This window comes from Mediterraneibacter flintii, from assembly GCF_055387595.1.
On record NZ_AP031405.1, the window covers coordinates 2,269,094 to 2,289,605 of the forward strand.

A 20,512-nucleotide genomic window follows, 5' to 3' on the forward strand; every position below is an offset into this window, starting at 1 on the left:
GTATCCTATGATTTTTTTCAAATACCTATTGACATTATATATTATATAATATATAATATAACCATATTAAATATATACATTTAATTTATATATATTTAAAATTATTATATAGAAAGGATTGGTGTACTATGACATTTACTTTAAATGCGCCTATGCTTGATTTTCTCGTCTTATCTGTCATCGCCGAGGGGGACACTTACGGCTACCAGATAAGTCAGATTATCAAACGTGCTTCCAACACAAAGGACTCCACACTTTACCCGATTCTCAAAAGACTTCAGGAAAATTGCCTGGTAGAAGCCTACGATATGCAGTATCAAGGCCGTAACCGTAAGTACTACTCTATTACAGAAGACGGCCGCAGACATCAGCAAGAGCTGCTCAAGGAATGGGAAGCTTATAAAACAATTATCGACGACATTGTAAAGGGAGGAATTTCAAATGAATAAAAATGAATATATGAGACAGCTTGCAAGAAAACTGCGCCGTCTGCCAAAAGAAGATTATGACAAGGCGCTTGCCTATTTTGATGAATATTTTGAAGATGCCGGTCCTGAAAATGAACAACAGGCAATTGCGGATCTTGGTTCTCCTGAGGAAGCTGCAAAAGAATTGATTATGAATCTTGCCGAACAAAATATAGAAGAACCGCCAAAGACAATGAAAAAAGGACTTTCCGCCGTCTGGGTAGGAATCCTGGGCGTATGTGCGGCGCCAATCGCCCTGCCGCTTATGCTTGCTTTTGTCGTTGTCGCAGTGGCTTTGATTTTTACAGTATTCGTTCTTCTATTTTCTCTGATTCTCTGTGCTATAGCGGTAGCAGCAGTCGGTATCCTGGGAATATTGGGAGGCGGTATTCTCTTGTTTCACACATTTCCTGACGGGCTATGTAATTTAGGTTTGGGGATTTTTGCTCTGGGCGCAGGTATTCTCTGTATATATGGTGCTATTTTACTATTTAAATGGTTTTTGAAAAAGACGACTTGTTCACTTGGAAAAATCACAAAAGGAGGACGCGAAAAATGAAAAAAACAACAAAAAGGATTTTACTTCTCTCCTGTTCCTTAATGGCAGCCGGACTTCTCTTTACAGGTATCGGCTTCGCCGCAGGCGGACGCCCTGGAATCTCCTGGACGCAAAAAGGAATTGTTTCTGTATCCTCGCAGACAGAATATAGACTTGAAAAGACGAAAATAAATTCTTTCAAAAATGCACAGATTGACATAAATTCCATGGCAGACATCCGCATTCTGCCCTCCGATGACAAAAACTACTATATAGAATATATTTTGGACGGAGATTACAATGAGCCCTCATACGAAGTAAAAGGTGATACACTGTATCTTAGTCAGGACGGTTCTTCCATTTCCTTTATTAACTTCGGCTTTGATTTTTCAAATATGTCCAATACAAAATCCTACTGTAATCTGTATGTTCCCGAGAACATCGCACTTGGAACACTGACTGTTTACAATGATGCCGGCAATCTCTCCGTCTCGTCGATTTCTGCTGATACGGCAGATATAACCCTCGATTACGGCGATTTAAATATAGAAGATTCTTCGTTTAAAAATCTGACAGTGGATATGGATGCCGGTGATGTTGTCACAAAATCTGTCCACGCAGAGGTACTCTCTCTTATAAATGCTTTCGGTGACTCCACATTAAAAGATTTTTCAGGAAAAGAAGCATCTGTTGAGATAGATTCCGGTGATTTCTACATGGAAGCAAATACACTAGATTCCTTCAATGGAGAAAATGATTTCGGAGACATGACCCTTCTTCTGCCTGAAGCACTGAAAATGTATACCTTCGATTTGAACACAGACTTCGGAAGTATACACCTTCCAGAAGATGCACCAAAAGGTTACTACTCCGAAGACGAAGTCATGGAAGAATACTATAAAACCGATGGAGAAACCAATAAAACAATCCATATTACCGTAGACACCGGAGATATAGAAGTCAAAAATTTATAAATTTAACGAAGCAACAAGCAGTGCGAAAAGAACAGGCAAACTCTGTGTCATGCTTGCATGTAAGCAGAAGTTTGTCTGTTTCTTTTCATTCGGCGACTGCCGATAGCGAAATGAAGCGTATGCGGAATTGAGCTGGCACTGCGGAAGCTGACGAAATGGTTCGCGCAAGAGGGCGTGTATTGCAACGTTCGTCAGGGCTTCGCCGGAATTCCTCACTTTTGCAACACACGCCCTCCCTCGCTTACACTTTCGCCAGCTTAAGTTTATAATTTCAAACAAAAAAGAATCGACTTCACGCTGCAATATATTTCCAATCGGAAATAAACAAATTTTTCTGGTTAGGAACTCATGGCAGTGTGAAGTCGATTTCTTTTTTATGAAATTTAACTAACAAAATGCCTTCCGAATGGAGGGGTAAAAACTTCTGGCTGGAAGTGACAGCAAAAACACTGTGTCAGATAAGCAGGGCATTGACAAGGAGTGTTCCGAATACAGTTCGCCTGGTTCTTAGTACAGGGCATCTGCGTGTTCCAATGGACACACAGATGCTTTGTGCTTAGAACCACTCGAACGGATGAGGTAAAGCGGGTCCTGCCCTGTGTTCTGATACAGTGTTTTTTGCGTACCTTCTGCTAAAGCTTTTCTTCCAGACGAGGAATGCATTTCGTCAGTTAAATTTATATTTTCTCCTCCCACTCCTTTTCTTTAAATCCTACCAATACTTCTTTTTCTGTAACGAGAATGGGACGTTTTACAAGCATACCGTCTTGTCCTAGAAGTTTAAGCTGTTCTTTTTCACTCATCGATGCCAATTTTTCTTTCAGCTGCATTTCTTTATAAAGTTTTCCACTTGTATTGAAAAATTTCTTGAGTGGAAGTCCGCTTTTTTTGTACCATTCTTCTAGCTCAACGGCAGATGGATTCTCTGTTTTGATGTCTCTTTCTTCAAAAGAAATGTGGTTTGCCTCCAGCCATTTTTTTGCTCTCTGACAGGTGCTGCATTTTGGATAACATACAAATAACATACTTTTTCTCCCTTCTCTATCTATCATGATTTCTTCATGGTCATCCCTAATCGATTTTGTTTAAATATTATTAAGTTAGCTAATCCTTTTTGTTCTTTTGCTGTTATTAAGGCACTATCTCCTTTAACCTTTGGTACCACTTCATTATTAGATGCAAAAAACCTATTACTATTTAGAGAAATTCTTCCACGCTTCTAAATTTTCCAATTACTTATTTTTATATAAATTGTTTTCCTCGCAAATATCACATTTCTTCTCCGTTATACCTAACAGTTTCCCGTACAATATTATTCTCATACCATTCTTTAGGCGCACCTTCTCTATTGTACGCTGTATCAAGCATTTTATAAATTTGCGGGTACTTAACATCAAATTTTATCAAGGTCTTTAATTCACTGGTCTGTATTGGCAATATCTTCATGCCGGAGATGTATTCTGTCCCAGACATATTGTAATACTGCATGTTTTTTCTAGCTCTAAAATCCGATATTACATTATTATTCAAATATGTTGTTATAAAAACACAGTACGCTTCATCATCAGGATGTGCCAAACAATAATCTCCCAGATGTCTTGAAACGGGTTCCATCTCCATTCTACGTTGGTTAGAGCCATCTGAAAGAGTAGCTTCAATCAGTAGAGCATGCTTTGGATAGGCATATGTTTCTTCGTACTTCCATACAATATCTGCTTCCCCTCCTCCAGCATGCGTTTTTGGCAACAGGTTAGCTTCCAGTGATAAATTCATATATTCAAGCACATCTCCTTTGCGTCCACTAATTATATACCATGCTACACCAAGTACATACTCAAAGATAGTCGGAATATCCGCATTGTCCGTAACTATACCTCTTATTTCATCATCATTTCTACTCTCAAAATCATTGAACAATGCAATAAGAGTCTTTTTATCAAATTTCTCATCTATCATCCTGTTAAATCTTGCATATCGCTCATCTTTTATAACTTTTTGAGCCATCTCTTTAGTGGATACACTTATACCGAGAACCCGTTCTAGTTTCTGATAAAGTAAACTCGTGTCTATATCAAGGAATGGAGCGATTTCCTGTAAATCAACATTCTTTTGTAGTAGTTCCGTCTGTTCAAAAGCAATTTCCAACAAATACTCACCTATCATTTCAATATAACATTTTGGCAACACATCAAGTTTTACTTTGTTATCCTCAAACAGAACTATATCAGTAATTTTAAAATATCGCCTATTCAAGTCAAAATAATCTGACAATGTTGCTTTTGCTTTAAACAGATGCATAATCTTAAAAAATTCCTCATTAAACTGTTCCATTGAAGAAGCACTTAAAATAGGAACTGAATTCAAGACACCTACGCCTTCTCTTAATATCACATTTCTGGCAGTACTATTAAAAAAATATTTTCTCCATGCACCTCCAATTTTACTATTGGTTAGTTTTTTTGTAGCTTCATAAAATTCTAATACCGCATTTTCCTTAGAGAAAACGATATTTTTCAGTATCATATACAACTTATAATACGGTCTGTCATACTTTGTACTTTTTCTGTTGATACCAACATTGCAAATCAATTCTTCTGATATCGGTTCCGTTTGAAGTAAGTCTAACGCTTTCCGGTAATTATCCATATCCATCAAAACTGACAATATGATATCTTCATAGCTCTCTTTACCGGTGCTTCTGGCTTCTTTGATACATTCAATTATCTTTTCAGTTGTATGTTCATCAACACATAATGGTAGCAAGTATGTAAATTCATCATTGGTAAGATATTCTACCTTGTTCACAACATACAAAAATACTACAAATGGTCTGACAGTCTTTTCTCCGACAATATTCGCAGTTTTTAACAACTGTTTTAAATACAAAAAACTATCTTTAGGAATTTCCAAAAAATTATCTGATGTAAAATCATCTGATTCTGTAATTTTCAAAAGTTCCAGACCTGTTTCCGTTAAATTACGTTCATCGTCAAGCAACCCTATATCCTTCAATCCTGAAGTTTTCTCTCTTGCATCCTTATCAGGTCTTCCCGCATCGCCCTTTACAAATGCATTCTCTTTCAGGTAATTATAATATTCTGCCTGAAAAATATTATTACTATTCCACTTCTTTCCTTCATTTTCTTTCAGCCTGCGGAAACGCTTCATCAGTTGCAGCTGCCTCTCAATGCTCATATTAAAATTGTCTGTTCGATAACTTGTCGTGCCAATAGCCCAGCAATAACTTTTGAATCCAATTTTATTTGCCATAGAATATCCTCTTCCTTTATCAATAATTTACAATCAATACTTCTTTCGTCGCTCCATCTTTTTTAGTATGGTAATTTGAATTTCTATAATTATAATTTAACGGAATTACTTTAAATTTCTTATGCATTTTTATCCATTCGGACAAAATAATATTTTTCTTCCCCTTACTTTCCAACACATTTGACAGTGCAAAACGAATCCCCTTTTTATCCAGTTGCACCAAGTAGTTCAATAAATCCTTTTCATCATTCTCAGTCCAGCCTGATTGCTCATTATATGTTGCACAGGTAATTAAATATGGAGGATCAGCATAGAAGAAACTCTTATCTGTATAATCAGCCATACTTATGTTTCTAAAATCAACATTTTTGAAGCTATAATCACTATTTTTAATTCTATCAATAAATGCTGCTAATTTCTTTTGCATTTTCAAATTAAAATCTCTTTTTCCTACTGGTAGATTAAACTCTCCTTTTTGATTAAAACGTAATTGATTATTAAATGAATATACGATTAACAAATATAACATCAGGAAATACTCATCATCCCGTATTTCTTTTTTATTAAAATCATCTCTTAACTTTTTGTAACCCGATCTGTTATATTCTCCCAATCCCTTTGAACTATCACAACCGTAAAATTCGTATCCATTTTCGCTAACTAACGATAACCCATATTTCTTTATAGTGCAATATATCCAATTAAATATACTTTCCTTAGACATTCTTCTAAATGTATTCAATAATCCCATAAGATACTGATTACTGTCGTTAAACAATACTTTATTACAATTTAGATTTATTCCCACATTACAACCACCGCAAAATAAATCTACTGCCCGATCTATATCTTGAGGAAACAACGGTAATATCTGTGAAAGCAATTTATACTTACCACCAGTATAATTCAAAGCAGAAGGGAGCACCTCTTTTTTCTCATTACGGCAGATACATAAAAACAATCTTTCCTGATTTGCCTTAATCTCTGATTTACCTGTGGAAAACGCTTTGTAATCCTCCGCAAAAACTTTAACTTCTCCCTTTCTTTCTAAAATTCTCATAATGTCTTTATCACTTATCTTTGCATTAGAACGGTCATTCCCTTTATTTGCCATATTATTGTAAGATAATAAAATATACTTTGCATGAATAGATTCAATTAAATTTTTAAATGCCGAGGTTGCTTTCTGTGTACAATATTTGCTCTTTAATGCTGTTCTATCCATCTTTCGCGCCACACCAAATACCTCTGGTTTTTCCCACTTAGCTACATTTTCAAGCAAATGATATGCATCACAATATTGTCTAGAATTATATGGTGGATCAATATAAACTAAGTCCGCTTCTATTTTAGGTGCGAGTTCATTTGTATCCATATTACAACACACATTGTTGGTATTTAACTCCGATTCCGGCTCCGGAACTAATAATTCCAAATGCTTTTCAAATCTCCCCCTCTGTCTATATGCATCATAATGACCACACGTATTAGCAATTTTATCCATCGCATACAATAAAGATGTTATAAGCAAAGCTCTTTCACGAAAATTAATTTTCCCCGAACCATATCTATCTTCTATATCCTGTCTTATAAAACCTATTTTTCTGCAATCCTCAAGTGAAAAGTATGTATCTGAAAAATTTTCACTCATATAGTTATCTTCAAATACATGCCATTTATTATAGTTTGTAATAAGTTCAACAATTTTTTCTTCGGAATATGCTTCACTACTAAACCATGCCACATGACATATATAATTACTGTACATAATATCGTTTGTAATAAGTTTTTTATTAACAAATGCAGAAGCAACTGCACCCGTACCGGCAAAAATATCTGCAACAGTATTTATATTGTTGCATTCTTCTTCAACAATTTTTGTAATAAATGGCAGTAACTTATATTTATTCCCCAAATATCGACGATTATTAATCTTGATCGTTTTATAATCCTTTGTTATCTCATACTGTTCCACAGCATTTTCAACTTTGTTTTTCTTTATATATTCCTGAAGTTTTCGATAAGCTTCTTCGTTCCATATCACTCTGCCCTTTTCATTCATTTCAAATTCTATCGCACTATTATCTTTCAGATAATATAGATATGATCTAGAAATGTCTAATTTTTGCGCAAGCTTTGTTGCTGAATAACTCATAATCTCATCTCCATTTATGCAACATATTTTTCTTTTTATTGGACACTTTTCTTCTTAATTATATCATTATTTAATATTTTTTCAATCTAATTCTAAAATACTCTCCCCTAAAACGGATGCTAATATGTATATGTTTAATGATACTTTTTGTACGAAAACAAGTACCTGTCTTGCTAATTTCCACTTTTATGTTAAAATAGATACGGCAGTAACCTTATAATTGCATGTTATCTTTTCTATAATATAAAGGAGGAACTCACAAATGCATAATTACAGAAAAATAACAGAGGATTTGTACTGGGTTGGAGGAAATGACAGACGCCTGGAACTATTTGAAAATATTTTTCCGCTTTCTAAAGGCGTATCTTACAATGCTTACTTATTAATGGATGAGAAAACTGTGCTTTTAGACACTGCTGACGCTGCAATAAGCCGGCAGTTTCTTGAAAATGTCACAGCAGCCTTAAACGGACGTTCCTTAGATTATCTCATTGTAAATCATATGGAACCAGATCATTGTGCTTTGATCGAAGATCTTCTTTTGCGTTATCCTGAACTTAAAATAATTGGAAATGCAAAAACATTTCCCTTAATCAACCAGTTTTATGATCTAGAAACAGAAGGTAAAACGGTTACAGTAAAAGAAGGAGATTCTCTCAATTTTGGCAGACATACCCTACACTTTGTTATGGCGCCTATGGTGCACTGGCCGGAAGTTATGATGACTTATGATGAAACAGACAAAATCCTTTTCTCTGCCGACGCGTTCGGAACTTTCGGTGCTTTAAACGGCAATCTTTTTAATGATGAAATTGATTTCGACCGCGACTGGCTGGATGAAGCAAGACGTTATTATACAAATATCGTCGGTAAGTATGGCATGCAGGTACAAAATGTCCTAAAAAAAGCAGCCGGATTGGATATCCTGATGCTCTGCCCTCTTCATGGCCCAATATGGAGAAATAATCTCTCTTACATTCTGGACAAATACAACACCTGGAGTAAGTATGCGCCGGAAGAGAAAGGTGTTATGATCGCGGCGGCTTCTATGTATGGAAATACAGAAAATATGGCTGAAATCTTTGCTTCTATGCTTGCAGAAGCAGGCGTAAAAAAGATCTGTTTCCACAATATCTCAAAAACACATGTTTCTGAATTGATTTCCGATACCTTTAAATACAGCCATATCATCCTTGCTGCTCCAACTTATAATAATGGCATCTATCCACTCATGGATAATTATCTGGAAGATATGAAAGCACTTTCTGTACAAAACCGCACGTTTGCTGTACTTGGCAACGGAAGCTGGGCTCCTCAATCGGCGAAGCTAATAGAGGCAAAGCTAAACGAAATGAAAAATATTCGTCTTATTACAGAAAATTTTGCCGTCAAATCTGCTTTGAAAACGGAGCATACACAGCTATTAAAGGAACTCGCAGAAAAAGTAGCAGAAGAGCTCAAATAGATAATTCTTCATTTTTTTACAGATTAGTGTTATAATGTACAGCATATACAAAGGAGGAGTTATTATGAAGTTAGTCATTACTATGAGCCGTCGTTTCGGAACTGGTGCCAGCGTAATTGCGGAAGAGCTTTCTAAACGACTTCATATCCCTGTCTATGATAAAGCTTCCATTGAGCAACAGCTAAATGACCATATATACGAAAATGAGGCGCAGGCAATTCGTAAGCTTGCAGAGCACCCATGTATTATCCTCGGACGTTGTGCTTCTGATATACTCAAGGATAAGCTGAATGTACTGAACATTTTCGTATGTGCTCAAAAAGAAGATCGGATACAGAGAATCATAAAATTATATTCTCTTACCTATGAACAAGCAAAGGAATTAGTTGAATCCACAGATGAACAGCGTGCTGCTTACTATTATGAACATACAGGTAAAACATGGGGAGATGTAAATGATTATCATATGATTCTAGATACTTCACAGCTTGGCATTGATAACTGTCCGGATATTCTGATGCATTATTTTGAAAAACTAGAATATATTTAAATACCATGTATCGCAAATTATATTTCTAAAAAAGGGGCTGTCCTGAAAACGAAATTCAGTGACAACCCCTTTTTTCATTTTACATTATTCCTCTGTTGTTTCGTCCGTATACTCATCTGGGCTTTCCAGAATCGTCACGCCCTGGTCTTCAAAATCTACTTTTTTCCACACATTTTTGTGTACTTTAATCTCTGTATCATTCCGCCATTTTTCTAACAATTTATCATACTGCTTTTCTTTACGTTCTTCCACAATGCTTGTCTTTTTTGCATCGGTTGCTTCTCTGTCCAAAAGACTAGTAAGCTTGGCTACATATATCCCGCTGTCTGTCACAACAGGTCCAGCAATTTCCCCTTCCTTTTCCAGCGCATCTACCGCCGCAACTAAATCTGCATTCGGACTGGTCGATTCAGAATCAAATGTTGCTGTCTGCACTTCCAGTCCTGCATTTGCGGCCGCAGTGTCTATATTTCTTGTTTCATCTGCATTTAGATTATCCACAAATTCCTGTGCCGTTGTTTTAAGCGCTTCTTTTTCTTCATCTGTCAGTGTTACAGAATTTCCGCTTTCGTCTGTTGTCGTATAAGAAAAGTACACATACTGCATACCCTTCTGTGCTGCCTCCTCATCAGAAACCTCTGTATCCACATCCGCCGTCATTGCTTCTTTCATCCGCGTTTGTATTGTTGCAAGCTCCAGTATTTTCTCCACATTCTTTTTATATCCGGAGACCATTTCTTTGTCCTCCAGACTGTTATCCTCATCAAATATTCCCACCGCTTTTGCGATTGCTTTTTCATCTTCCTCGGTAATACTTATATCGTATTCTTCCCTATGCTGGGAAAGAAGATACATGTCTTCCAGATTCTTTAGAATACTCTCCTTTGTGGTTTCCTCATAGGTCTTATCCTCTTCCGTTTCCTGTGCCCACATTGCTTCCGCTGTTGTACCCATCATACTTGCATAATACGTTTCATACTGCGCCTGCTGCATTCTTGCATAGAAATTCGCAACGCCAAATGGAATCTCCTCATTCCCAACTTCTACTACAACGGCATCGTCCGAAGCTTTACATCCTGTAACCCCAGTTACTGCCAGGGCCAAAACTGCTGCCGAGATGACTATTTTCTTCCTAAACGGTCTCATACTATCCTCCTAAGTAGATTTCTTCGGGCAAAATTCTATCGAGTACCCCGAATAACTTATATATTATACCCTGTTTTTTGCAGACACACACCCCCTTCTGAAATTTTACCTGCTGCCTACCTCATATTTTTCTCTATTTCCGTCCCTAATCTGCTTTTAGGCACTCCATGTCCGTCAACAGCTTTTCTAGTACTTTCAAAATCTGCTCCTGTTTCTTCTGCGCACTTTTCCCCTTTCTCTGGTAAAGAAAATACGGTGGCTCTTCATTTTTAAATGTCAGGCTTCCCGCATACGCTTCCAAAAGCTCTGGTATTTTCTGCGGCTCCAGACGTGCCTTCTCATACATCGTAATTTTCAGTTCGCTGCCTTTTTGTTCCACTGCAGCCACATAACAGGAATGTGCCAGTGCTTTTAAGCGGGCGATACAAAGAAGCTGCTCCACTCTCTTTGGAATATCTCCAAACCGGTCTATCAGTTCTTCCGTCATATCCTCTAATTCTTCTTCACTTTCAATTCCGGCAATCCGTTTATAAATATCCAGCTTCTGATATTCATTTGGAATATATGTCTCTGGAATGTAGGCATCTACATTTAAATCCATTGTTGTAGTAAATATTTCTTCTTCCGATTCTCCTTTTAACCGCCTTACTGCTTCTCCAAGCATTTTGCAGTATAAATCATATCCCACTGCCGCCATATGCCCGTGCTGCGCCTCTCCGAGCAGGTTTCCTGCGCCTCTTATTTCCAAATCCCGCATAGCGATTTTAAACCCAGAGCCCAGATCTGTAAATTCTCTTATCGCCGCCAGACGTTTCTCCGCTACTTCCTTTAAAAGTCTGTCTCTGCGGTACAGCAAAAATGCATATGCCATGCGATTCGATCTTCCTACTCTGCCTCTAAGCTGATATAACTGGGAAAGTCCCAGACGGTCTGCGTCATGGATAATCATAGTGTTTGCATTGGATATATCCATACCTGTCTCAATGATGGTTGTACACACCAGAACATCAATGTCCCCATTGATAAAATCATACATAATATTTTCCAGCTGGCGCTCATTCATCTGTCCATGTGCAAAAGAAACATTCGCCTCAGGTACTAGTCTTTGTATCCTGCCCGTTATATCAGCAATATCTGTCACCCGATTATATACATAGTATACCTGTCCGTTTCTTGAAAGCTCTCTTACAATCGCCTCGCGCACCATCTCGTCATTGTATTCCATCACATATGTCTGAATCGGCATCCGATCCATAGGCGCTTCCTCAAGTACACTCATATCTCTGATTCCTATCAGGCTCATATGGAGTGTACGCGGGATTGGAGTGGCAGTCAGTGTCAAAACATCTACATTCTCTTTTAATTTCTTGATCTTTTCCTTATGCGTAACTCCAAAGCGCTGCTCTTCATCGATCACAAGAAGCCCTAAATTTTTATATTGTACGTCTTTTGACAGTACTCTATGAGTACCAATCACAATATCTACCAGCCCCTTTTTCAAATCCTCCACCGTCTTTTTCTGCTGCAGTGATGTCCGAAATCTGCAAAGCAGGTCAATACGCACAGGGAAATCTTTCATCCGCTGCACAAAGGTATTGTAATGCTGCTGTGCAAGAATCGTTGTAGGCACTAAATAGACTACCTGCCGGCCTTCCTGTACAGCTTTAAACGCCGCACGTATGGCAATCTCCGTTTTTCCATATCCTACATCCCCGCAGATAAGGCGGTCCATAATTTTCGCACTTTCCATATCCCGCTTTGTATCTTCAATGGCATGAATCTGATCCTCTGTCTCCTCAAAAGGAAACATCTCTTCAAACTCCTTCTGCCAGACCGTATCCTGCTCATAGGCATACCCTTTGGACTGCTGCCTTTTTGCATACAGCTCCACTAAGTCCTTTGCAACCTCCTGTACTGCCCCTCTTACCTGTTTCTTTGTTTTCGCCCACTGGCTGGTGCCAAGCTTATTCAATTTAGGCTTCTTAGCGTCTGCTCCTGCGTATTTTTGAATTAAATCTAACTGTGTCGCCAGAATATATAAACTTCCTCCATCTGCATAAGAAATTTTCATATAATCTTTTGTCACTTTGTCTATTTCAATTTTTTCAATTCCCTGATAGATACCCAAGCCATGATTTTCATGGACTACATAATCCCCCACTTTTAACTCGGAAAAATTCTGGATTTTCTGGCCTTCATAAGCACGCCGTTTTTTCTTTTTCTTCTTTTTCCCGAATATATCCGTTTCTGAAATCACCATGAACTTCAACATAGGATACTCGTATCCTTCTGCTACATGACCATACGCAGCCATAATTTCGCCGGGTTTTACTTCCCTCTGCATATCTTCACTATAAAAACTACTCAAATCATAATCGCGCAGATCCTCCGCGAGCCTTTTTGCTCTCGTTCTGGAGCCAGAGAGAAGAACAACTCGGTACCCCGCGCTTTTCAGCCTTTTCAAATCTCGGGTCAGTAATTCAAAGCTATTGTTGTATGGGTTCACTCCCTTTGTCTGCATACTAAAAGTGCTGTGTACTTTAAAAGGGCCGCATTTCGATTCCAGCATAGTAAGGGCGATTCCAAAATACGCATTCATCTCCTCTGCAATCCTTTTGACTGGATATACAGTGAGAACCTCTCCATCCTCATCTATTCCCGCCGTCTCCCGTTTTTCTCTGCTATGCAGATATTCCGCCTCTACTTCTTTGGCACGCTCTGTCAGGCGGATCGGCTCGTCTAAAAATAACAGGCTGTTTTTTTTCGGAAAATACTCCAAAAAGGAAACGTTTCTTCCTTTTTCTTCTTTTTTTTCTTTCGCCGGATATATTACAATCCGTTCTAAATTCTCTATGGAACGCTGACTCTCCACATCAAAGGTACGAATAGAATCAATTTCGTCTCCCCATAATTCAATCCGCACAGGCAATTCCTCTGTCAAGGGATAGACATCTAAGATTCCTCCCCGCACTGCAAACTGTCCTGGCCCCTGTATCTGTTCTTCCCGTTCATACCCAAGCTGGGAAAGTCTTTTTTGAAGCGCTGTAAAGTCTACAGAATCCGCATTGGATATACAGATTCTCCTCTTTAAAATTTCATCCGGAGAGGGCAATCCGTCTAAAAACGCATCTATTGTTGTAATCACTGTGATAGATTGGGACATTTCCTTTTCCACAATAGCGCGGATTACTTCCATCCTCCTGCTTACCAAAAGACTTCCCTGAATATCTGCCTGGTAAAACAATAAATCCTTTGCCGGATACAAAAATACATTTTCGTCCAAGAAACGGTATTCTTCATACGCTTCTTTTGCTTTTTCTTCACTGGAAAAGGCGATGATTTTGTATTCAAAACCATCGCTGAGTGCATACATCAGATGGGTTTTCTGCGAATTTACACACCCCGAAATCTGCACAAATCCTGCTTCTTTTTTTCGCTCTTTTCTTATTTCCTGATAATCCGCGAGTTCATTAAGCGGCGCCAAAAAAGCCTGCATATCCTCTATTCATCCTTCTTTTTTCGATTAAATTCATTCATCGCCGACGTTATCTCTCCAGAGAGAATCCGTTCCGCGGCTATAACCGCGTGCGCGTATCCCTCCTGCATTTTTTCTTCCTCATTTTTTGTAAAATGTCCTAGTACATAATCCGCTAAATCCTGTTTCGGAGGTTTTTGTCCGACTCCGACTTTTATCCGCAAAAACACCTGGTTTCCCAGATGGGCAATAATATTTTTGATTCCGTTGTGCCCTCCGGCGCTTCCCTTTTCTCGGATTCGAATCTGCCCTGGGTTCAGGCTGATATCATCATAGATGACAAGCAAATTAGAGACCGTATCTATCTTATAGTAATCCACCAGACTTTTTATACTCTCTCCACTCAAATTCATGTATGTCTGTGGCTTTGCCAATATCACTTTTTGACCGGCAATCATTCCCTTTCCAATATATGCCCTGTGCTTTTTTGTATCTACTGCTATATTATATTTTTCCGCCAACGCATCTATTACTTCAAATCCAGCATTATGCCTGGTCCCTTCATAGTCCCGCGTCGGATTTCCTAATCCTGCTATAATAAACATATCTTTCACCTCTCACTTCACGTATTCATTTTACAGGATGACTCTTTGTTTGTCACGCAAAGATACGAATATTTTTCCTATCCGTGTCATACACTTATAAAAAATACATTGGGAGGTTACTCTATGGGTTCCAAAACAAAAATTGTCGTCCTGCATATGAAAGAAATTATCTACACTGCTGTTTTTGCAGCGCTTGCTATTCTTTTGATCGTCCTGCTTGTAGTAATGTTCAAACCGGACGGAAACGGGAAAAATGCAGATACGAAAAAATATACTCCGGGTATCTATACTTCTTCCCTTACATTAAATAACACAAACCTGGAGGTAGAGGTATCCGTAGATGAATCCCGAATCAACTCCATCCGGTTCTCTAATCTGGATGAAGCAATGGCAACGATGTTTCCACTCATCCAGCCCGCCATAGAAGATATTGCGGAACAAATCTATGATACCCAGTCCTTAGAAGAAATTACACTCTCTGAGGATACCCCTTATACATCACAGGTTATCCTGGATGCAATCAAGGAAGCCGTTGAAAAAGCCGCAGTCGAATAACTGCGGCTTTCTTTTCACCCTTCTACAATCAGGTATTTTCCATTGGGAAGAACGAATACTTCCGAAGCTTCTTCCAGTTCCTCTTTCGACATCTCTTCTACATCTGCTCCGATCTCCTCAAAATATTCCTTCACTTCATCCAGCGATTCTACAACAACCGCCATACAGTCCTCCAGAAATGCTTCTGCCTCTTCCAGTGTCTCCGCGACCGGTTCATCAAACAACTGAGATTGGTTCTTCAGAAAAGTAAGTAAACATTCTTCATCATACTCATTCATGTCCATTTTCCTCCTTCTTCTCTATCAGCTTTATGATTTCGTCCGGGGAACCGACAATATATCCGGCGCCTGCTTCCTTTAGCTCTTTGGCTCCTCTAAATCCCCATGCTACACCTATCGTCAGCATTTTTGCCGCCCTTCCTGTAGCAATGTCCACCTCTGAGTCACCGATATAGATCGTTTCCTCCACTGTGGCTCCCAGACTTTTTGCAATCGCAAGCGCTGCAGAAGGGTCTGGTTTTCTGGGTACACCTTCTTTCTGACCCTGAATCTGGTCAAACCTTCCTCTTCCAAATACTTCCTCTACCACCTTTACTGCCTGGGCATCCGGTTTGTTTGACAGTACAGCAAGCTTCATTCCTCGTTTCTTGAGCACATCGAGAAGTGTTTCTATCCCTTCATAAGGTATTACATGATATGTGCAGTTTGCGTCAAATATACGTCTATACCGTTCCATCCCTTCCTCAAGACGGCTTTTGGCGTCTTCACTGCTTGTTAAGATTGCCTTCTCTATCAGTACTCTTGCCCCATTTCCCACAAATCTTCTGCACTGCTCCTCTGTAATGAAAGGAAGCCCCATCTCCTGTAATGTCTGATTTACCGAAAAAACCAGTGATTCTAAAGTGTCCGCCAGTGTCCCATCCAAGTCAAAAATACAAGCCTTGTACATCTTCCCTTTTTCATCCCTTCCTTTTTGCCTTGCTGACAATCTATGAATATCATAGTATGAAGTTCTGGAAATTTCAACTAAAAACAGAGCATTTTTTCAATATCGGTATTATTCTCCGAGCAGATACTGCCGCATTACTTTTAATGCATTTTTTTCCAGTCGGCTCACCTGTGCTTGTGAAATTTTAATTTCCTCTGCCACTTCCATCTGTGTTTTTCCTTCAAAAAAGCGCAGTGTAATAATATACCGTTCTCTTTCATTCAGTCTCTCCATCGCAGCCTCCAAGGATAATTCCTCAATCCAGTTTTCTTCTTTGTTTTTCTTATCGCTTACCTGATCCATCACGTACAATGTATCCCCGCCGTCGCTGTATACCGGTTCTTGCAGGCTCATAGGCATCTGAATTGCGTCTAAAGCAAATACAATGTCTTCTTTGGATATCCCTATCTCATCCGCAATTTCCTGCACCGTTGGTTCCTTCAGATGCTTTTTGATATACCCTTCCTTTGCATAGATCGCCTTATAGGCTGTATCCCGAAGAGAACGGCTTACGCGGATAGAATTATTATCTCTTAAATAGCGACGAATCTCCCCTATAATCATTGGCACTGCATAAGTCGAAAACTTTACCATCCGTTCCGGATCAAAATGATCGACTGCTTTCATAAGGCCGACACAGCCAATCTGAAATAAATCATCTGCATTTTCATTGCTTGCCGCAAATCTTTTGATAACGCTTAAAACCAACCTTAAATTCCCCTTAATATATTCCTCCCGCGCCTGTTCATCCCCTTCCTTGATACGCACAAAGAGCGCCTCCTTTTCTTCCTCCTTTAAAAGAGGCAGCTTCGCCGTATTCACTCCACATAATTCTACCTTATTTAACGCCATTTCAAGAATCCTCCTAGAAACATTTTCTAATAAAATGATTCTCACAGTAGGCACAAGATATGCGGTAAGGAAGAAAATTTTATAAACTTTTAGCCCTTGACAAAAAATTACGGTCTGTATTCTGTACAAACAGGAAATCCCATCTTTCCTGTAGTATAGACTACAGACCGTCTGTGCCTCCAACCAGGCGTTCTATTTATGTTTTATTCGATTTTATCCCATTTTTCTGCCAGATTCTGTATTTGGCTTTCAAATTTTGCTTTATCTTTATTAGACATACCCTCGTTTCTTGTGATGACATCCAGAAGATAACGACCTGCCCTCATAAGACGTTCATATGCAGAATCTGCTTTTTTCTGAACAGCTTTCTTTGCTTTGATAGGAATCCGAACCCCTTCATCCAGTATTTCATTGCTCAGCAGATCCACCTGTCCGCACGGATACGGAGCCCAGGCTTTTACTTGCAAGTTCTCTTCTATCGTTCTGGCAAACTCTTCGGTCACCTCATCCTCTCCATGGACAACAAACACTCTCTCAATCGGACTTCTAAAGCCCTTCAACCAGGCAAGAAGCCCCTCTTTATCCGCATGTCCACTCACCCCATGAAGACTTTCTATCCTCGCCCGTACCTCAATTTCTTCTCCGAAAAGTTTTACCTTCTTCTCTCCGTTAAGCAGTCTGCGCCCTAATGTTCCATTTGCCTGATAGCCCACAAACAGTACGGTACATTCCGGACGCCATAGATTGTGCTTTAGGTGATGGCGAATTCTGCCTGCATCACACATTCCCGATGCGGATACAATAACCTTTGGCTTTTCAATAAAATTAATCAATTTAGAGTCATCACTCGTGGTAGAAACCTTCAGTCCTGGAAATACAAGCGGATTGATACCCGCATTGACCAACTCCATTGCCTCTGTATCAAAGCAGTCTCTCATATTTTTTGTAAACACCTTTGTTGCCTCAATTGCAAGAGGACTGTCCAGATACACTTCAAAATCCGGAAACTCACTCAATAAATTCTTTTCTTTGATTTCCCTGATAAAATACAATATCTCCTGTGTTCTTCCCACAGCGAAAGACGGGATCACCACATTTCCGCCTTTTTTAAATGTCTCTTTTAATATCTGTGTAAAATCTCCCACATAGTCAATCTTTTCCGTCGTATGCACCCGATTGCCATAGGTGGATTCGATCACGATATAATCGGCTGTCTCCGTATAAGTAGGATCTTTGATAATTGGCTGGTTCGTATTCCCTACATCTCCGGAAAAAACAATTTTCTTTGTGACATTTTCCTCTGTCACCCACACTTCGATACTTGCCGATCCAAGCAGATGTCCTACATCTGTAAAGCGAATCTGTATTCCTTCACAGATAGTAATCCGTTCTCCATATTGGCAGGGAACAAGCAGCTCAATTGCATCGAGCGCATCCTGCATGCCATAAATCGGTTCATAGAGGGGAGCTCCAGAACGCTTTCCTTTTCTATTGCGCCATTCTGCCTCAAATTCCTGAATATGCGCACTATCCCGAAGCATAATATTGCAGAGATCTGCTGTTGCAAACGTTGTCATAATCTGCCCTTTAAATCCATCCTTTACGAGTTTAGGCAGCATGCCGGAATGATCGATATGTGCGTGTGTCAAAAGGACATAGTCAACCTCTGCCGCTGCAAGAGGAAGTCCGGGATTTTCATACAAATCTGGGCCCTGCTCCATTCCGCAGTCGATCAGAATATGTTTCCCTGCCGCCTCAAGCAGATGACAGCTGCCTGTCACTTCGTGGGCTGCTCCTATAAAGTTCAGTTTCATAAGCTTCACCAACCCTTTTTTTCTTATTGTACCACCTTTTTATGTGATATACACCTCTTTTATTCGTATCGTACCATTTCTCTTTTGAGTCTCTGCATAATTTTCTTTTCCAGACGCGAGATATAAGACTGTGAAATTCCAAGCAAATCTGCCACTTCCTTCTGTGTCTTTTCTTTTCCTTCTGGATTGTCAAGGCCAAACCGCATTTTGATAATCATCTTCTCCCTGCTGGAAAGCTTATTGATTGCACGGACAAGTAATTTTCTCTCCGCCTCATTCTCCAGATCTTTATAGATTGTATCCTCCTCCGTTCCTAAAATATCAGAAAGAAGCAGTTCATTTCCATCCCAGTCTACATTTAATGGCTCATCAATAGACACCTCTAGCTTTGTCTTATTATTCCGCCGCAGATACATTAATATTTCATTTTCAATACACCTTGACGCATAGGTTGCCAGCTTGATTTTTTTCGTCGGATTAAACGTATTGATGGCTTTGATAAGTCCAATGGTTCCGATAGAAATCAGATCCTCAACTCCAACACCCGTATTGTCAAATTTCTTTGCTATGTAAACGACAAGCCGCAAATTATGTTCAATCAACAGCTTTTTTGCCTCCTGGTCATATTCAGAGCCAAGCCTTTGTATCACTTCCGTCTCCCGTTCGTTATCCAGCGGCGCCGGCAAAACTTCTGACCCTCCAATGTAATGGATTTCCTTATGGTTTGCAAACAACAGACTTCGTATATCGGGTATTACTTTTAATTTAAACTGCTGCGGTACAGCGACTTTTACAATCATTTTATATTCCTCCTAATATGTCAGGATTCAAAATCATCTGATATGCATCCTGTTCTGATATTCTTTCTTCTCCAATTCCAAGCACCGGACGAAACACCCACTTTTCTTCCTCCATGTGAATACACATTCGTTCGATCACAAAAGCAGGCATTACACTTTCTTTCCCGACACACCGGTATGGTATGTAGTGAAACCCTTTCAGCGGTTCCTCCTTACAGATAGTTTTAGCAAACACTTTGTCTATGATACTTACCGGTTCTCCCGTCAAAGAATCCTCCAAAGTATTTCCTGTATCAATCAGAGCCTTGATTTCATACTCTCCTGTATTCGTATACAATATGACCGTACAAATATTCTTCTGTTCTCTTCCAGTCCTTCTTAAAAATTCCCATCCCTTTATCAACAGGTAGTAGCTGCACACAGCAGCGAAAAAAAACAGGCTTGCTGTTCGGATATAGGGATGTAGGAACTGTAAAATTCCACCCAGAAGGAAAGAAGACAGGTACAAAAGACACAAGGCTTTTCCCAGAGCTTTTATTCCTTTTATCTTTATTCCAGCTTTTATCATTATGGTATTTACCACCATATGGAACAGCAAAAATTTAACGGCTCCTGGAAGCGGCAGGGAAATTACCAGACAGGTAAGCCCGCTTCCTACAGCGCTCCCTAAAAATATACGACCATATGTAGATGGGCTTTTGATTACTTTATTCACTGCAAGAAGAAGCAGGGAGTCCATCATAAAGTTCTCCAAAAACAACACGTCTATGTATAACTCATAGTACATGCTCCACCTTCTTTCTCCTTGGTACAAATCGATTTAGCACTCAAGCACTGCCTATTATAGTCTTGTTCTTTT

At 39.2% G+C, this 20,512-nt stretch carries 18 protein-coding genes; 6 read left to right on the forward strand and 12 right to left on the reverse strand.

Features of this window, described 5'->3' with window-relative positions; translation table 11 throughout:
• Positions 1-128 precede the first annotated feature (128 nt).
• The 3 genes from ACZ5C4_RS10695 to ACZ5C4_RS10705 are packed head-to-tail and all read left to right on the forward strand — an operon-like array spanning position 129 to position 1,979.
• Positions 129-449: a PadR family transcriptional regulator gene (locus ACZ5C4_RS10695; protein ID WP_464520974.1), complete on the forward strand. Its 321-nt coding sequence runs from the start codon at positions 129-131 to the stop codon at positions 447-449.
• Entirely contained in the window at positions 442-1,026 is a 585-nt protein-coding gene (locus tag ACZ5C4_RS10700) for a DUF1700 domain-containing protein (protein ID WP_464520975.1), read from the forward strand. Before ACZ5C4_RS10695 ends, ACZ5C4_RS10700 begins: the two co-directional genes overlap by 8 nt.
• Entirely contained in the window at positions 1,023-1,979 is a 957-nt protein-coding gene (locus ACZ5C4_RS10705; RefSeq protein ID WP_464520976.1) for a DUF4097 family beta strand repeat-containing protein, read from the forward strand. The genes ACZ5C4_RS10700 and ACZ5C4_RS10705 overlap by 4 nt, the downstream gene beginning before the upstream one ends.
• Before the next feature lie 677 nt (positions 1,980-2,656).
• Here the strand turns inward: ACZ5C4_RS10705 and ACZ5C4_RS10710 are convergent.
• The 3 genes from ACZ5C4_RS10710 to ACZ5C4_RS10720 all read right to left on the reverse strand — a co-directional run bounded on the left by ACZ5C4_RS10710 (position 2,657) and on the right by ACZ5C4_RS10720 (position 7,404).
• A complete protein-coding gene (locus ACZ5C4_RS10710; RefSeq protein WP_186874265.1) occupies positions 2,657-3,004 on the reverse strand; it encodes an arsenate reductase family protein in 348 nt (115 codons plus the stop codon).
• Between the two features lie 244 nt (positions 3,005-3,248).
• On the reverse strand, positions 3,249-5,249 hold the full coding sequence (locus ACZ5C4_RS10715) for an AlwI family type II restriction endonuclease (protein ID WP_464520977.1): 2,001 nt from the start codon (positions 5,247-5,249) through the stop codon (positions 3,249-3,251).
• A 19-nt stretch (positions 5,250-5,268) separates the two neighbouring features.
• On the reverse strand, positions 5,269-7,404 hold the full coding sequence (locus ACZ5C4_RS10720; protein ID WP_464520978.1) for a Dam family site-specific DNA-(adenine-N6)-methyltransferase: 2,136 nt from the start codon (positions 7,402-7,404) through the stop codon (positions 5,269-5,271).
• Between the two features lie 262 nt (positions 7,405-7,666).
• Here ACZ5C4_RS10720 and ACZ5C4_RS10725 point away from each other — a divergent pair, with 262 nt between their 5' ends.
• The gene (locus tag ACZ5C4_RS10725; protein ID WP_464520979.1) at positions 7,667-8,869 is read left to right on the forward strand and encodes an FprA family A-type flavoprotein; all 1,203 of its coding nucleotides are present in this window, start codon (positions 7,667-7,669) and stop codon (positions 8,867-8,869) included.
• A 64-nt stretch (positions 8,870-8,933) separates the two neighbouring features.
• Positions 8,934-9,419 carry a cytidylate kinase-like family protein gene (locus tag ACZ5C4_RS10730; RefSeq protein WP_186874263.1) on the forward strand — a complete coding sequence of 162 codons (486 nt, stop codon included), beginning with the start codon at positions 8,934-8,936 and terminating at the stop codon, positions 9,417-9,419.
• Positions 9,420-9,503: 84 nt separating this feature from the next.
• On the opposite strand, the gene ACZ5C4_RS10735 is transcribed toward ACZ5C4_RS10730, so the two are convergent.
• From ACZ5C4_RS10735 to pth, 3 genes are all read right to left on the reverse strand, one after another.
• A complete protein-coding gene (locus ACZ5C4_RS10735; RefSeq protein WP_464520980.1) occupies positions 9,504-10,565 on the reverse strand; it encodes a SurA N-terminal domain-containing protein in 1,062 nt (353 codons plus the stop codon).
• Positions 10,566-10,710: 145 nt separating this feature from the next.
• The gene (gene mfd, locus ACZ5C4_RS10740; RefSeq protein ID WP_464520981.1) at positions 10,711-14,061 is read right to left on the reverse strand and encodes a transcription-repair coupling factor; all 3,351 of its coding nucleotides are present in this window, start codon (positions 14,059-14,061) and stop codon (positions 10,711-10,713) included.
• Positions 14,062-14,066: 5 nt separating this feature from the next.
• Positions 14,067-14,645, reverse strand: a complete 579-nt coding sequence (pth, locus tag ACZ5C4_RS10745; RefSeq protein ID WP_186874260.1) for an aminoacyl-tRNA hydrolase — start codon at positions 14,643-14,645, stop codon at positions 14,067-14,069.
• A 123-nt stretch (positions 14,646-14,768) separates the two neighbouring features.
• Between pth and ACZ5C4_RS10750 the strand changes: the two genes are divergently transcribed.
• A complete protein-coding gene (locus ACZ5C4_RS10750) occupies positions 14,769-15,200 on the forward strand; it encodes an FMN-binding protein (RefSeq protein WP_464520982.1) in 432 nt (143 codons plus the stop codon).
• A gap of 14 nt (positions 15,201-15,214) precedes the next feature.
• Here the strand turns inward: ACZ5C4_RS10750 and ACZ5C4_RS10755 are convergent, their stop codons facing one another.
• From ACZ5C4_RS10755 to ACZ5C4_RS10780, 6 genes are all read right to left on the reverse strand, one after another.
• A complete protein-coding gene (locus ACZ5C4_RS10755) occupies positions 15,215-15,478 on the reverse strand; it encodes a glyoxalase (protein ID WP_186874258.1) in 264 nt (87 codons plus the stop codon).
• Complete coding sequence (locus ACZ5C4_RS10760; RefSeq protein ID WP_464520983.1) at positions 15,471-16,148, reverse strand: HAD family hydrolase; 678 nt, start codon at positions 16,146-16,148, stop codon at positions 15,471-15,473. The genes ACZ5C4_RS10755 and ACZ5C4_RS10760 overlap by 8 nt, the downstream gene beginning before the upstream one ends.
• 108 nt (positions 16,149-16,256) lie before the next feature.
• Positions 16,257-17,039 (reverse strand): RNA polymerase sporulation sigma factor SigG, encoded by a 783-nt coding sequence (gene sigG / locus ACZ5C4_RS10765; RefSeq protein WP_186874256.1) that lies wholly within the window; start codon positions 17,037-17,039, stop codon positions 16,257-16,259.
• Positions 17,040-17,242: 203 nt separating this feature from the next.
• Entirely contained in the window at positions 17,243-18,853 is a 1,611-nt protein-coding gene (locus ACZ5C4_RS10770; RefSeq protein WP_464520984.1) for an MBL fold metallo-hydrolase RNA specificity domain-containing protein, read from the reverse strand.
• A 59-nt stretch (positions 18,854-18,912) separates the two neighbouring features.
• Positions 18,913-19,653 (reverse strand): RNA polymerase sporulation sigma factor SigE, encoded by a 741-nt coding sequence (gene sigE / locus ACZ5C4_RS10775; RefSeq protein ID WP_186874254.1) that lies wholly within the window; start codon positions 19,651-19,653, stop codon positions 18,913-18,915.
• Position 19,654: 1 nt separating this feature from the next.
• Positions 19,655-20,440 carry a sigma-E processing peptidase SpoIIGA gene (locus ACZ5C4_RS10780; protein WP_464520985.1) on the reverse strand — a complete coding sequence of 262 codons (786 nt, stop codon included), beginning with the start codon at positions 20,438-20,440 and terminating at the stop codon, positions 19,655-19,657.
• Positions 20,441-20,512 lie beyond the last annotated feature (72 nt).